The organism is Acidimicrobiales bacterium (assembly GCA_035316325.1).
Lineage (GTDB): Bacteria > Actinomycetota > Acidimicrobiia > Acidimicrobiales > VFJN01 > DASXTK01.
Genome location: DATHJB010000230.1, coordinates 1 through 14669, shown reverse-complemented (window position 1 = coordinate 14669; position 14669 = coordinate 1). Strand labels below are relative to the sequence as shown.

Genomic DNA, 14669 nt, shown 5'->3' with positions numbered 1-14669 from the left:
CTCCTCGGCGTCGGTGCGGGTGATCGGCACCAGCCGGAAGGCGACGTCGGCGACGGCCTCGGCCAGGATCCCGCCGACGCCCAGCATCACGGTGGTGCCGAACTGCTCGTCGCGGTGGAGGCCGGCGATCAGCTCCCGGGTGGCCCGCAGCATGGGGGCGACCAGGAGGTGGACCTCGCCGTCCTCGGGCGTGGCCGCGGCCAGCAGCGCCTCGGCCGCCTCCCGCACGGCGTCGGCGGCGACGCGGTTCAGGCGGACCAGGCCGCGCTCGGTCTTGTGGGCGATCCCGTCGCCCCCCAGCTTGACCACCACCGGGTAGCCGACCGCTTCGGCGGCCACCACCGCGTCGGCGGCGGTCGTCACCACGTGTTCTGCGGGGAAGGGCACGCCGAAGCCGCCCAGCAGCTCCTTCGAGCCCGCTTCGGAGAGGGTGGGCACGAGTGGCCACGTTAGTTATGCACCCCACCCTCCCCGAAGTCGCGAGTCGTCTCTGGTCGTTCCGGCGAGGACGAGTCGTTCGTGGTCGGTCTCCGACACAGACGACTCAAGGCCGCGGTGGCGACCACGGATGACTCGGGTCAGGACTCGGGTTCGAGCGCGGCGCGGAAGAAGGTGCGGATGTGCTCGACGCGGGCTTCGAGGGCGAACTCGGTCATCGGGTCGCGGCCGAGGAGGCCTTCCAGGAAGTGCCGGTCGCTGAAGTAGTTGAGGATGGCGCCGTAGCCGCTGATGATGAGCTGCTCGGGGTCCTGCTTGCGGAACCGGCCGGCGCCCATCTCGCGGTCGAAGTAGTCGACGGCCTGCTGGAACCACGGCCGCAGCGCCTCACCCAGGTCGAAGCCGAGGTGGTCGCTGTGGGCGGCGAGCGACTCGTGGCGCACCAGCCGCACGAAGTCGGGGTTCTCGACGAACCACATCATGGCGGTGGTCAGCACCCGGTCGAGGTAGGTCCAGCCCTCGGCCTCGGGGACGTCGATGGCCTGCTCGATCCGGATCGCCCAGTCGGAGAGCGCACGCTCGAACACCGCCTGGTAGATCGCTTCCTTCGACGGGAAGTGGTGCAGCAGGCTGGCCCGGCGGATGCCGACGCCGGCGGCGATGTCGTTGAGCGACGTGCCGTCGTAGCCGGACTCGGCGAAGCACCGACGTGCCTCGGCGAGGATCATCGCTCGGGTCGAGCCGACCTCACCCTCGTTGGCCACGTTCCGCAGGGTACCGGTCCCAGCCCTCTACCCCCGGGACCTTTCATGCCTGCACCGGGCATCCGCCGCGATCCTTTAGCTTGCAGGCGTATGGACATCGTCGCCGCTCTCTTCATCGAAGGGATCGACCTCAGCGCGCCCTATCCCGGGGGGCCGACCCGCATCGACCTGACCGGCGTGCACTTCTCGGCCGCCGCGCCGTCGCCACCACCGGTCACCGTGACGCCCCACCTGGTGGTGCTGGTGCACTGCCCGCCCGGCGGCGAGAGCAACGGCGTGCTGGAGGTGCTCTTCCAGCGGGACGGGGAGCAGATCGCCCGCAACGTGCAGCCCCTGCAGGTGGAGCCGGGCAAGTTCACCTACCGTCTCGTGCGCGCCGAGCTGGAGCTGCCCGACTACGGCACCGTCGAGGCGCACTGCCGACTGGGCACCGGGACGGCGACCGTCGTCCCGTACACCCTCGTGGAGCCACCGCCCGAGACCGACGAGATCGACTGACCCGACCTGACCTGACCTGAGCCGACCATGTCCTACGCCGCCGCCATCTCCCGCCACCCCGCCTCCGCCGACGCGACCGCCGAGGTCGTCGGCCAGGTGCTGGACGCGGGCGGCCACGGCGCCGACCTGGCCGTGCTGTTCTGCTCGGGCGAGCACGTGGACGCGTTCGCCGACGTCGTCGGCACCGTGCAGGCGCTGGCCGGCCCGAAGCGGCTCGTCGGCATCACCGCCGGCGGGGTCGTCGGCCGCACCGAGGAGGTGGAGAACGAGCCGGCGCTCAGCCTCTGGACCGCGCACCTCGGCTACGTCCCCGAACCCGTCCGGCTCACGGCCGCCAGCACCACCGCCGGCATCGCCCTCCAGGGCCTGCCGCAGGGCACCGGCCACCAGACCGCGCTCCTGCTGGCCGACCCCTTCTCCCTACCGGTGCCCGACCTGCTCGACGTGGTCGCCGTCGCCGACAACCCCCTGCCGGTGATCGGCGGCCTGGCGTCGGCCGGGATGGCACCGGGCCAGAACCGCCTCGTCCTCGACGGCGAGATCTTCACCGAGGGCGCCGTCGGCGTGCTGCTCGACGGGGTCGAGACGGTGGTCTCGCAGGGCTGCCGGCCGATCGGCAGCCCGATGATCGTCACCAGCGCCGACGGCAACCTGGTGGTCGAGCTGGCCGGCCAGAGCGCCATCGAGCAGCTGGAGCAGCTGCTGGGGAAGCTCACCCCGGAGGACCGGGAGCTGCTCGCCAGCGGCGGCCTGCACCTCGGCGTCGTCGCCGACGAGCACCAGCTGGCGTTCCAGCGGGGCGACTTCCTGGTCCGCAACGTGGTCGGCGCCGACCGCGAGCGCGGTGCCCTGGCCGTCGGCGCCACGCTGGAGATCGGCACGACCGTGCAGTTCCACCTGCGCGACGCCGCCAGCGCCGACGAGGACCTGCGCGCCCTCCTGGCCGGCCACGACGCCGACGCGGCGCTCCTGTTCACGTGCAACGGGAGGGGTCGCCGGCTCTTCGGGACCCCCGACCACGACGCCCAGCTGGTGGCCGAGCACACGTCGACGCGAGCGGTCGCCGGCATGTTCTGCGCCGGCGAGATCGGGCCGATCGGGGGGCGCAGCTTCCTGCACAGCTTCACTGCGTCGGTCCTGCTCTTCCCGACCGCATAAAACCCTGTTCGGGAGCCTCGGAGGCAGCGCGGTCGAGACCACCGTGGGCAGTAGGGTGGAACAGGCATGAGCGCCGACCCCCTCCTCGAGCAGCGTGCCATCAACGTCATCCGCGGCCTCGCCATGGACGCCCCCCAAGCGGCGAAGAACGGCCACCCCGGCACGGCGATGGCCCTCGCCCCGCTGGCCCACGTCCTGTGGACCCGCACCATGCGCTACGACCCCAGCGCACCCCACTGGCCCGACCGCGACCGCTTCGTCCTGTCGGCCGGCCACGCGTCGATCCTCCTCTACTCCATGCTGTACCTCACCGGGTACGGCCTGACGCTCGACGACATCAAGGCGTTCCGGCAGTGGGGCTCGCTCACGCCGGGCCACCCGGAGGCGGGGCACACCGCCGGCGTCGAGGTCACCACCGGTCCGCTGGGCCAGGGCGTCGCCAACGCCGTCGGGATGGGCGTGGCCGAGCGCTGGCTGCGGGCGAAGTTCAGTCCCGACCTGGTCGACCACCACACCTACGTGATCTGCAGCGACGGCGACCTGATGGAGGGCATCAGCCACGAGGCCGCGTCGCTGGCCGGGCACCTGGGCCTGGGCCGCCTGGTCTACGTCTACGACGACAACCACATCACGATCGACGGCAACACCGAGCTCACCTACACCGACGACGTGGCCCAGCGGTTCACGAGCTACGGCTGGCACGTCGAGCAGCTGGGCGAGATCGCCAACGACTGCGACGGCCTCGAGGCGGGGCTGGCCCGGGGCAGGGCGGTCGACGACAAGCCGTCGCTGCTGATCCTGCGCAGCCACATCGGCTACCCGTCGCCCACCTACACCGACACGGCCGACGCCCACGGCAACCCGCTGGGAGACGAGGAGATCGCCCGCACCAAGGAGATCCTGGGCCTGCCGCCCGAGCAGACCTTCTTCGTGCCCGAGGAGGTGCTCGACCTCTACCGCGAGGCCGGCGCCCGGGGCCGCGCCGCCCGCGAGGACTGGGAGAAGCGCCTCGCCGGCTGGACCGGCGACCGCTCGGTGTGGGACGCCTGCCAGGCGCAGTCGGGCCTGCAGGGCTGGGACGCGCAGCTCCCCACCTGGGAGGCGGGCGAGTCGGTGCCCACCCGCGCCGCGTCGAACAAGTGCCTGAACGCGCTGGCCGACGTGGTGCCCGGGCTGATCGGCGGCGGCGCCGACCTCACCGGCAACACCGGCACCGCCTTCGCCCACAGCGGCCAGCAGACGGCCGACAACCCCGAGGGCCGCCAGATCTACTTCGGCATCCGCGAGCACGGCATGGGCGGCGTGCTCAACGGCATGTCGCTGCATGGCGGCGTGCTGCCGTTCGGGGGCACGTTCTTCGTGTTCAGCGACTACATGCGCCCGTCGGTGCGGCTGGCGGCGCTGTCGCACGCCAAGGTCGTCTACTCCTGGAGCCACGACTCGGTGGGCCTCGGCCAGGACGGGCCGACCCACCAGCCGATCGAGCACCTGGCGGCCGTGCGGGCCATCCCCGGCCTGCGGGTGATCCGCCCGGCCGACGCCAACGAGGTCGCGGCCGCCTGGCGCATCGCGGTGGCGGCGCAGGGCCCGACGGCGCTGATCCTCACCCGCCAGGCCGTCCCCGTGCTGGAGGGCACCGCGGGTGCGCCGGTCGACCGGGGCGCCTACGTCATGTCCCCCGCCGACAGCCCCGCGGTCGTGCTGGTGGGCACCGGCAGCGAGGTGTCGGTGTGCGTCGACGCGGCCCGGCTGCTGCGCGACGGCGGTGTCGCCGCGCAGGTGGTGTCGATGCCGAGCTGGGAGCTGTTCGCGGCCCAGCCCGACGACTACCAGGACTCGGTGCTGCCTCCCGACGTGCCCACGCTGGCGGTCGAGGCGGGGTCGAGCTTCGGCTGGGACCGCTGGGTCGACGACAGCGTGAGCATCGACCGCTTCGGTGCGTCCGCCCCCGGCGACATCGCCCTGGCCAACTTCGGGTACACCCCCGACAACGTGGCCCAGCGAGCCCGCCAACTCATCTCCGATCTCTCCGAGGAGACATCATGAGCGAGAGACTCCAGACGCTCTACTCCGACTTCGGCCAGAGCCCCTGGCTCGACAACCTGCGCCGTGGCTGGATCACCGGCGGCGAGCTGGCCCGCTGGGTGGAGCGCGGCGTGCGGGGCATCACCTCGAACCCCACCATCTTCCAGAAGGCGATCGAGGGGTCCGACGAGTACGACGCCCAGTTCCGCGAGCTGACGGCAGCCGGCAAGAGCGTCGACGAGGCCTACTGGGAGGCGGTGATCGCCGACATCACCGATGCCCTGGCGATCCTGCGCCCGGTGCACGACGAGAGCGACGGCGTCGACGGCTACGTGTCGCTGGAGGTGGCGCCCAGCCTGGCGCGCGACACCGCCGGCACCGTGAACGCGGCGCGCGACCTGCACGCTCGCATCGCCCAGCCCAACCTGTTCGTGAAGGTGCCGGCCACCGCCGAGGGCGTCACCGCCATCCGGCAGCTGGTCAGCGAGGGCCACAGCATCAACGTCACCCTCATCTTCGGCATCGACCGCTACGACGAGGTGATCGAGGCCTACATCGCCGGCCTCGAAGACTACGACGGTGACCTGTCGCAGGTGGCGAGCGTCGCCTCGTTCTTCGTGAGCCGGGTCGACACCGAGGTCGACCGGCAGCTCGACGCCATCGGCTCGGTGGAGGCGCTGGCGCTCCGGGGCCGCACCGCGGTGGCCCAGGCGCAGTCCGCCTACCGGCTGTTCCAGCAGCGCTTCAGTGGCGCGCGCTGGGAGGCGCTGGCCGCTCGGGGTGCCCGGGTGCAGCGCCCGCTGTGGGCGTCGACGTCCACGAAGAACCCGGCCTACCCCGACACGCTGTACGTCGACACGCTGATCGGCCCCGACACCGTGAACACCATGCCGGAGGCCACGCTGGAGGCCTTCGAGGACCACGGCACGCTGGCCCGCACGGTCGACGCCGACTTCGCCGCGGCCGACGAGGTGCTCGCGAACGTCGAGCGTGCGGGCGTCGACCTCGACGCGGTGTCCGCACTGTTGGAGGATCAGGGCGTGGCATCGTTCGCCAAGAGCTTCGACGAGCTGCTCACCGCGCTGACGGTGAAGGCCGACGACTCCCGGAGGAGCACCGGCTGAGCCGGTGGTTCAACCCACGATGCACGGCGAGCTGGTAGTCGTCGACGACGTTCCCGGCGAGTTCGCCGAGCGGGTCATCGAGGCCTTCCACCGCCGCCCCAACGACGGCTTCTCGATCGCCCTCTCCGGCGGTGAGACGGCGCGGCGCTGCTACGAGCGCCTCGCCGACGACGCCGGCAGCCAGATCGACTGGTGGCAGGTCGATGTCTACTGGGGCGACGAGCGCTGCGTGCCGCTCGACAGCCCCGACTCGAACTACCGGCTCGGCCGCGAGGCGCTGCTGGAGCGGCTGGGGGCGGTCAACGCCAACTACCCGATGCGCTGCGACGAGGGCGCCGACCCCTACCAGCTGCGGCTGGGGCAGCTGGGCCGCATCGACGTGGTGCACCTGGGGCTCGGCGCCGACGGGCACACGGCGTCGCTGTTCCCCGACTCGCCGGCGCTCGACGCCGACCCGGGGCGGCTGGTGGTGATGAACGCCGACCCGTCGGGCCGCAACCCCTACCCCCGCATGACGCTCACCTACGCCGGCATCGAGCGGGCCCGGCTGGTGCTGATCACGGTGTCGGGCGAGGAGAAGAGCGACGCCCTGGCCCGGATCGCCGCCGGCGAGGACCTCCCCGCGGCCCGCGTCCGCGCCGAGCAGGTGCTCTGGCTGGTCGACCCGGCCGCCGCCGCCAAGCTCCCCTAGCCGGCGCTTGCGCGCTCCTTCCGCAGGCGCAGCTTCTCGAGCAGCTTCAGCAGGCCTTCCTCGAAGTTCGAGCGAAGGTCGACGTAGAAGATGTCGCGCAGCAGCGGTGGGATCTCGCAGTCCTCGATGATCACCGGGATCACCTCGATGTCGTGGCCGCCGCTGAGTTGGGTCATCAACGCGGTGTTCAGCTCGCGCCGTACCCACTGCGACACCACCGACTTCTGGCTGAGGACCACCAGCAGCGTGTCGCTGCGAGCGAGCGCTGCCTCGATCCGCGTGACGATCGAGTCGCCGGTCTGGAGCTCCCACTCCGAGTACCAGCTCTTGTGCCCGAAGGCCTTGAGGCCCATGGCGATCCGCTCGACGGTGGCCTTGTCACCCGAGGCGTGGCTGATGAACACACCGAGGTCGCGGCCGATGGGTGTGGCGGCCAGGTCGAGCGCCGCGGGCTCGGTCGGGTCAGCAGCGACGACCGGAGGCTCGCTCGCCTCGTTCAGGAGAGCCAGCCGCTCCTCGATCCAGTCAGCGAGCTCGATCGCCTCCATGATCGTCCTGTGGGCCTCGTCGATCAGCTGCTGGGTCCCCACATTGCCGCCGACCGCGTCGTGCGCCCACCGGTTGCGGGCGTCGACGAAGCGGTCGACGCGTTCGAGCCACACCTCGTCGATCAGGTCGGACAGCTGCTTGAAGTCCGTGTGGTCCTGCGCCGCCTGGAGGGCCTGGACCACCTTGGCGAGCGTCAGGTTCCGGACGACCTTCGTGGGCAGCCTCAGCTCGGTCTGGAGCCGTGACATGTTCCGTCCGTAGACCGCGTGCCCCAGCCGCGACAGCAGGCGCTTGAGCTCTCCCTCGATCGTCGTGGCGACCTCGGTGGCGGCGCCTGTGAGGTTCGGCTCGGCTGCGTTGAGGATGCACTCGCGCGAGAAGGTGGAGAGCGCGGACTCCAGCCGTGCCCGCGTCTTCACGCTCAGGGCCGCCGCATCGAGACGATCGCCGAGCTGTGCCAGGCTCTTTACCGCGGTGATCTGGCGGTCCTCGTCGAGCTGGTTGAAGGCTACCTGGTGATCGGCAGGCAGCCGGGCGAACACGCGCTCACCGGCCTGGACCATCGACGTGAGGTCGGGGCCTAGCGGCAACCCGGTCACGTCGGCGTCCCTGAACATCGGGAACTGCTCGGTTCCACTGGCCACCACGAGCGTCAGTCCCTCGAAGCGGACGTCGCCGCGGGTGGTGGCGCCGATCGCGTTCGTGGCTTCGTCGAGCTCCAGCATGTTCAGGCAACAGAGCTTGAGGAAGTAGTGGAATGGCCAACCCTGCCTGATCTGGAAGACGTGGACCAGCGTCTGGCGCAGAGCGTCGTGCCGGAGGAGCAGCTCGAGCACCTCGACGGGCCCCACGGGGGAGCGACCGCGCAACGAGAGGCCGACGAACGCCTCCACGGGATAGAGGTTGGCGTCGGCCGGCATCCACGTCGATCCCAGGATGTGGCCGGACTTGAGCAGCTGCTCGCGGTCGCCGCTCGACTCCGGGGCGTCGAAGTCCTCGACCAGGGCGTTGGCCGTCTCCTGCGTGACCGTCGTGTACGAGGTCCTCAGCTGGGGCACGATCTGTCGGTACGCCATGACCACGTTCTCCACCGTGATCTGCGCCGGCTCGTCGTTGGCACCCACTGCCAGGCTGGAGTGGAGCTGGTGGGACTCGGCAGCCGTGCCGTGCAGCAGCACGATGGTGTCCCAAGAACCGTAGACGACGTAGTGGGACACCCCCGTGCGCACCTGCTCGCTCTGACGGATCAGCTGCTCCAGCATCCCTGGCCGGACATTGGCTAGGAAGCCGAACGTCCTGAACCCCCGCTCCTGCAGCCAGCCCGGGTGGAGGACGGCATGCCGGACGACACGGTCGGCCACACGTCGCAGCTTCGGGCGGGCCTCCGGCAGCCCTCCGTCCACGGCGACTCGCTCGATGCGGGTCAGCGCCTCGTCCTTGGTGAGTGCCGGATCGGAGTCGAGCATCCGGACCAACGCCGCGGTGAGCCGGTCGTCGAGGTCGTCGAAGACGCCGATCACCGCTTACCGCCCCGCTCGACCCGGTTACATCCTCTGTTCATGTCACATCCGCCTGAGGTGTCCGAGTAGCCGCTCCGCTACGGGAAGTCAGGGTAGTCGGAGGCTCACTACAGGGCGTCGCGGTAGTCGTGCGGGTCGTTGGGGTCGGACCCGATGGGATACACGGGCCGCACCGAACGGCGCTCGGTGGCGCGGAGCTGCGCTCCCCGCCCGGTCGCGTGGCGGCCGTCGAAGGCCTCGGCGAAGGCCGGGTGGATGCAGAACGACTCGTCGGACCCGATGTGCAGGCTGCCCGTCCGTGTGTACTCGAACTCACCGACGACGTAGCGACTGGTGCTCTTGGTGTCGATCACGCGGCCGATGCAGCCGATCTCGAGCAGGCAGCGCAGGAACTGGCGGAACTCGAGTCCGGTCTCCTTGCGGATCCCGTTCTGGTTGTAGGTGCGGTGCAGGTCACCCTCGGCGATGACGTTGCCGAGGTTGGGCAAGGTCCGCTCGCAGCAGAGCCGGGCGCCGGGGTGGACCCCGGAGAAGGCGGCGAGGATGTCACGCACGATCTCGTACTCCCCGCGGCGGACCCCCTCGATCACCGCGATCGGCTTGACCGGCAGCGGCGCACCCGGATCGTGGGCCAGCTGCGCCTCCCACACGCAGTTGAGGATGGTGATGAGGTGGCGGGGCAGGAGCTGGGTGTGACGCACCAGGTAGGCGACGGTGTCCTCGGAGCCGCCGTAGCCGTTGGTGATGCTGTCCGGCAGGACCTGCTTGATGAGGTGGCGCGACTCGTCGTAGTCGATCGCCTCGGGCCGTGGATCGCCGTCGACGGCGTTCACCGCGACGATGTCGGGCTGGTAGAGGTGGCAGTAGATGTTCAGCCGGTTGCCGATCAGGGTGATGAGCTCGCGTGCGCTCCAGTGGGCGATCACCCGTCGGTGGAAGTCCTTGATCGGGTTGGCGGAGACCTTCTCGAGCACGCTCCACACCTCGGCCGGGAACGCGAAGCGGATGTCGAAGGAGCGGTCCGGACGGGTGCCGTCCCCGCCGACGAAGCGGAACAGGCCCTCGAAGGCCAGCCGCTCGACCTGCTGGTAGTCGGTGGTGGGCAGGTCACCGAGGTAGTGCTCGAGGGAGTCGACGATGAGCACGTAGCGATAGGGGCTCGCTTCGAGGATCTGGGTGCCGGCCTCGATCGCCTGGACGATGGTCCAGCCGTTGCCCGAGACCGAGTTGAGCAGGTCACCGACGCCCCCGGACGGTGTGCCCGCTCCGATGAGGGTGTTGAGCCGGCGGAGGTAGCTGGCGACCGAGGCCTGGGCGTCCACCGGCACGGCGCCGTTGCCGAGCGACTCCGAGAACTCGCGGACGGCGTGGTACCCGGGGTCCTCGGTCGGCCGGTCGCGGGCGATCTCGGCGAGGACGGCACACCACGCGAGGTCGCGCCAGAGCCGGGCGGTGTGCTCGGGGAACAGCCGTCGACCGCCGTGGACCAGGCTCCCGACGACGTCGAACACCCCCTGGTAGACGTCGGCGCTGGGCAACTCGACCGGCCGCACCCGGGGATCGAGCTTGGGCGCGGTGACGAACGCCGTCTTGCCGGCGCCCTTGCGGCCGATGACGTAGGGCGCCCCCGAGCTCTCGGCCTGGAGGTGGGTGCGGTTCGTGGGGTCGTAGAGCAGGCGGAGCAGCTCGGTGCTCGCGGTGAACTGGGTGGCGTCCGGCGGGCCGAAGGGCTGCTGGCGGGTGATGACCCGTTCGAGCTTGGGCAGCAGCCGTTGCCAGGTGTCCATGTTCGTTCGCGGGTCGATGACCTTCACCTCCGATGGGCGCGGACTATTCGAAAGGGCCGTCCGGCGGCGTCGACGCCCTCCAGGACCACCGTCGTGGCCGCGCACGCGGCCTCGGCGTCGTCCCGCTGGCGGTAGGCGTCGAGCAATCCCTCGTCGGCACCCAGACGGTGGTGGTAGCGGTCCCCCGGCGCCAGCTCGACCGGGGAGTCGATGGTGGTGGAGTCGGTGTCGTCGGCCACGGTCCAACGTTCCAGCACGACCGTGATCGCGCCCGAGTTGTGGCACTCGACGGCCACGAACCAGGGCGCGGGAAGGAGCGGGCTCCGCTCGGCGACGAGCTGCTCGGCGTTGCTCCGGGCCAGCGATCCCTGCTGCCACGAGCCCGCGGCCGCGTCGCGGGCCCAGCCCCGCTGGTGGTACTCGTCGGCGAGCCGCTCGACCGCGAGCCGCTCGGCCTCGGTCGCCAGGTTCGGGCGATCGAGCACGTTGACGACGTGCATCCGCAGGGCCACCGCCCGCTGCAGGATCGCCTGCTCGGCGTGGCGACGTTCGGTCCGCTCCAGCTCCTCGGCGACCAGCTGGCGTCGCTCGAGCTCGAGCACGGCACCCGTCGACTGGAGCTGTCGCACACCGAAGACGACCGCGGCCGGGATGCCGACCAACGTGGCGAACGCCTCGAACCACTCGGCCATGCTCCCGCCCACGTCCGGGTCGTACTCCTCGCCGGCGATCTGGACGCCGAAGACGTTCATCATCAGCAGTACGACGACCAGGACGGACGCGATCAGCACGACGATGATGGCCGAGAGTGGCCAGCGGGGAACCCGATCGTTCGGGACGAGCTGGCCATCGGGCTCGCGATCGAGCGATGCAGCGTCCGATCCGCCGGTTCCCCTGTCCACCATCCACCCGACGATAGGGCCGGATCCGACGACAGGGCCTACGTTCCGTGCACTAGCGTGCGAGCGGCGGTAGAGGTGGCGGAAATGGCGGCGGTTCTCTGTGTGCTCCAGGCTGGCGCGCCGGTGGTGCGACGATCTGGGGTTCTCGTCGTGGTCGCTGCGGTGGACCCAGGGGGTGCGAACATGGTGAGGCTGTCGTGACGATCGACGGGCAGGCGACGGTTGGCGTTGGGCTACTGGGCTGCGGCACGGTCGGATCCGCGGTCGCCCGGATCCTCCTCGAGCAGGGCAAGGTGCTGGCCGCCCGAACGGGGATCCGCTTCACGGTGGAGGCCATCGTCGTCAGCGACGTCACGAAGTCGAGGAAGTGGCAACCGCCCCTCGATCTGCTGACGACCGACGCGGCGAAAGTGGTGGCCAGCCCCGATGTCGACATCGTCATCGAGCTCATGGGCGGCGTCTCGCCCGCCGCCGAGCTGATCGACCGATCGTTGACTGCCGGCAAGCAGGTCGTCACCGCCAACAAGGAGCTCCTCGCCTGGCAGGGGACAGAGCTGTTGCAGCACGCGGCGGACTCGGGCACCCGCCTGTACTTCGAGGCCGCCGTCGCGGGCGGGATCCCCTTGCTGCGCGTCCTCCAGCTCTCGCTCGCGGCCGAGCCCGTCGAACTGGTCGCCGGCATCGTCAATGGGACGACCAACTTCATCCTGTCGTCGATGGCGGGGGACGGAACGCCCTACGTCGACGCCCTCGCGACCGCCAAGTCGATGGGCTACGCCGAGGCCGATCCGACTGCCGACGTCGAGGGGCACGACGCGGCGGCCAAGGCAGCGGTGCTCGCCCGCGTAGCCTTCGGGGCCGAGCTCACGCCTGCCAACGTCTATCGGGAGGGGATCGTCGGGCTTCCGACCGTGGCGTTCGCGATCGCGCAAGAGCTCGGGTGCACCATCAAGCTCCTCGCGCTCGTCGACCGCCATCCTGCGAACGGCGCGGTGGTGGCGCGCGTCCACCCCACGCTCGTGCCACTCGAACATCCGCTGGCCGCCGTCAACGGCGCATACAACGCGGTGTACGTCGAGGGCCCCTGGCTCGGCGACGCGATGTTCTACGGGCTGGGCGCCGGCGCAGCGCCGACTGCCAGCGCGGTCGTCGGCGATCTCGTGGCGGCGGCACGCGGCATCCCCGCGCCCCTCCCCCGGCCTGAGCGCCGGGTGGTCGGCACGATGGACGTCCTGTCGGCTCGGTGCTGCGTGGTGGCGACCGGCAGCGACAAGCCGGGTGTGCTCTCGCTCGTGGACCAGGTCTTCTCCACACAGGACGTGTCGTTGGCGACGATCGCGCAGTCGCGCTACGGCGACGGACCGAAGATCGTGCTGACCACGCGAGCCGCGCCGGAGCATCGGCTGCGCGCGGCCTTGCGCGGTCTGAGGGACCTCGACGTGATCGACGCCGTCGACGCGCGGATCCGCTTCTTCGACTCCGAGAACCACGACAACCCCGCGGAGGTTGGGACTCCCTCATGATCGAGAACTCCGCGAAGCCGTTAAGCGACCTCCTCAGCAAGCTGCGTCCCGGGTACCGGTGGCTGCACGCGTCCGGTGACAGCGATCGGGAACGGGTGATGGTGTCCCACCTGAGCTGCTCGAGTGGTGACGCACGGCCCGGCTCCCTCCACTTCTGCATCCGTGGCAAGGAGTTCGACGGCCACGACTTCGCCGACGAGGCGATCGCCAACGGTGCCGTGGCGTTGGTGTCCGGCTACCAGCTCCGGAGGACCACGCCGGTGCCCCAGATCGTGGTCAGCAACGTGCGAGAGGCGATGGCCCAGCTCGCGAGCGAGTTCTACTCCCATCCGTCGAAGTCGTGCGATGTCATCGGCATCACCGGCACGAACGGCAAGACCACCACGGCGGTGATGCTCGCGCACCTGTTGACACGCCTGGGAGTCGGGACGGCGGTCTTCGGCACGCTCACCGGCCAACGGACCACTCCGGAGTCCCTGGTCTTCCAGAAGCGGATTGCCAACGCCCTCGCCAGCGGCCTGCAGGCGGTGGTCACCGAAGTGACGTCGCACGGGCTCGTTCAGCACCGGGTCGATGCCACGGAGTTCCGCCTAGCAGTGTTCACCAACCTCAGCCGAGACCACCTTGACTTCCATCAGGACATGGACGACTACTTCGAGGCCAAGGCCCAGCTCTTCGACTCGGGGACCAGCCATGCAGCGGCCGTCAACCTGTCCACTGAGTGGGGCGATCGCCTGGCCCGGCGCGTCGATACCTCCCGCGTTCACCTGTTCGACACCTCCAAGATCGAGATCCTCGGGGTCGACGAACACGTCGTCGTGGAGTGGCGGGGCGAGGTGGTCCGGATGCCCCGCGCGCCACGGTTCTACGTGGAGAACGCAGTGACGGCGGCCGAATCGGCTCTCGCCCTGGGCTGTGCCGCATCCGCCGTGGCCGGAGCGTTCGAAGATCTGCCGAGGGTCGTGGGACGCTACGAGGCCATCGACGCGGGCCAACCGTTCTCCGTCGTGGTGGACTTCGCGCACACGCCCGATGCGCTCGAGAAGGTGCTGAAGGACACGGCGGAGATGGCGGACAGCGCACCGGTCACAGTCGTGTTCGGGTGCGGCGGTGAGCGCGACCCGGGCAAGCGAGCAGTGATGGGAGCCATCGCCGATACGCACGCCGACCGGGTGATCGTCACCTCCGACAATCCCCGGGGCGAGGACCCCGGACAGATCGCTGCCGACGTCGTGTCAGGGATCCCAGAGGACCGGCGTGGACTCGTCGACGTGGTCCTCGACCGCCGCGAGGCGATCTTCGCGGCCGTCCGGCGGGCCGAGCCGGGCGACGTCGTCGTGATCGCTGGCAAGGGCCACGAGCAGTACCAGGAGATCGACAGCATCCGGCTGCCGTTCCGCGACCAGGAGGTCAGCCGGCAGGCGATCCAACAGTGGGTCGCCACCGGTACCGGGCGGCCTCTACCCGACTAGAGCATGTCGCAACGCAGTAGATCCTGCTCGTTCTCACGACGAACGACCAGGCGCGCATCCCCGTCGCGGGCGAAGACCACCGGCGGGCGAAACGTCTTGTTGTAGCTGGAACCCATCGAGTGCCCGTACGCACCGGTCACAGGTGTGGCCAGCACGTCGCCGACGCGCAGGTCCGACGGGACACGGGCATCACGAACCAGTACGTCGCCCGACTCACA

At 70.3% G+C, this 14669-nt stretch carries 13 protein-coding genes; 7 read left to right on the top strand and 6 right to left on the bottom strand.

Features of this window, described 5'->3' with window-relative positions; translation table 11 throughout:
• Positions 1-438 (bottom strand): acetate--CoA ligase family protein (locus tag VK611_29980; protein HMG45600.1); only part of this gene is annotated, 438 nt, incomplete at its 3' end.
• 140 nt (positions 439-578) lie between these two features.
• Complete coding sequence (locus tag VK611_29975; GenBank protein HMG45599.1) at positions 579-1202, bottom strand: TetR/AcrR family transcriptional regulator; 624 nt, start codon at positions 1200-1202, stop codon at positions 579-581.
• Between the two features lie 90 nt (positions 1203-1292).
• Here VK611_29975 and VK611_29970 point away from each other — a divergent pair, with 90 nt between their 5' ends.
• From VK611_29970 to pgl, 5 genes are all read left to right on the top strand, one after another.
• Positions 1293-1700 (top strand): hypothetical protein, encoded by a 408-nt coding sequence (locus VK611_29970; protein ID HMG45598.1) that lies wholly within the window; start codon positions 1293-1295, stop codon positions 1698-1700.
• A gap of 27 nt (positions 1701-1727) precedes the next feature.
• On the top strand, positions 1728-2858 hold the full coding sequence (locus tag VK611_29965) for an FIST N-terminal domain-containing protein (protein ID HMG45597.1): 1131 nt from the start codon (positions 1728-1730) through the stop codon (positions 2856-2858).
• Between the two features lie 66 nt (positions 2859-2924).
• Entirely contained in the window at positions 2925-4904 is a 1980-nt protein-coding gene (tkt, locus tag VK611_29960) for a transketolase (GenBank protein HMG45596.1), read from the top strand.
• The gene (tal, locus tag VK611_29955) at positions 4901-6007 is read left to right on the top strand and encodes a transaldolase (GenBank protein HMG45595.1); all 1107 of its coding nucleotides are present in this window, start codon (positions 4901-4903) and stop codon (positions 6005-6007) included. Before tkt ends, tal begins: the two co-directional genes overlap by 4 nt.
• Before the next feature lie 4 nt (positions 6008-6011).
• The gene (pgl, locus tag VK611_29950; protein HMG45594.1) at positions 6012-6698 is read left to right on the top strand and encodes a 6-phosphogluconolactonase; all 687 of its coding nucleotides are present in this window, start codon (positions 6012-6014) and stop codon (positions 6696-6698) included.
• Here pgl and VK611_29945 read toward each other — a convergent pair.
• The 3 genes from VK611_29945 to VK611_29935 form a co-directional block, all read right to left on the bottom strand.
• Positions 6695-8767, bottom strand: coding sequence for a toll/interleukin-1 receptor domain-containing protein (locus tag VK611_29945; GenBank protein HMG45593.1), 2073 nt, complete (start codon positions 8765-8767; stop codon positions 6695-6697). The two genes, pgl and VK611_29945, sit on opposite strands and share 4 nt — an antisense overlap.
• 107 nt (positions 8768-8874) lie before the next feature.
• The gene (locus tag VK611_29940) at positions 8875-10554 is read right to left on the bottom strand and encodes a hypothetical protein (GenBank protein ID HMG45592.1); all 1680 of its coding nucleotides are present in this window, start codon (positions 10552-10554) and stop codon (positions 8875-8877) included.
• Positions 10555-10577: 23 nt separating this feature from the next.
• Positions 10578-11459: a hypothetical protein gene (locus tag VK611_29935; GenBank protein ID HMG45591.1), complete on the bottom strand. Its 882-nt coding sequence runs from the start codon at positions 11457-11459 to the stop codon at positions 10578-10580.
• A 194-nt stretch (positions 11460-11653) separates the two neighbouring features.
• Between VK611_29935 and VK611_29930 the strand changes: the two genes are divergently transcribed.
• A complete protein-coding gene (locus tag VK611_29930) occupies positions 11654-12979 on the top strand; it encodes a homoserine dehydrogenase (protein HMG45590.1) in 1326 nt (441 codons plus the stop codon).
• Entirely contained in the window at positions 12976-14451 is a 1476-nt protein-coding gene (locus VK611_29925) for a UDP-N-acetylmuramoyl-L-alanyl-D-glutamate--2,6-diaminopimelate ligase (GenBank protein ID HMG45589.1), read from the top strand. Before VK611_29930 ends, VK611_29925 begins: the two co-directional genes overlap by 4 nt.
• Here VK611_29925 and VK611_29920 read toward each other — a convergent pair.
• Positions 14448-14669: diaminopimelate decarboxylase (locus tag VK611_29920; protein ID HMG45588.1), on the bottom strand; the 222-nt coding region annotated here is incomplete at its 5' end. The two genes, VK611_29925 and VK611_29920, sit on opposite strands and share 4 nt — an antisense overlap.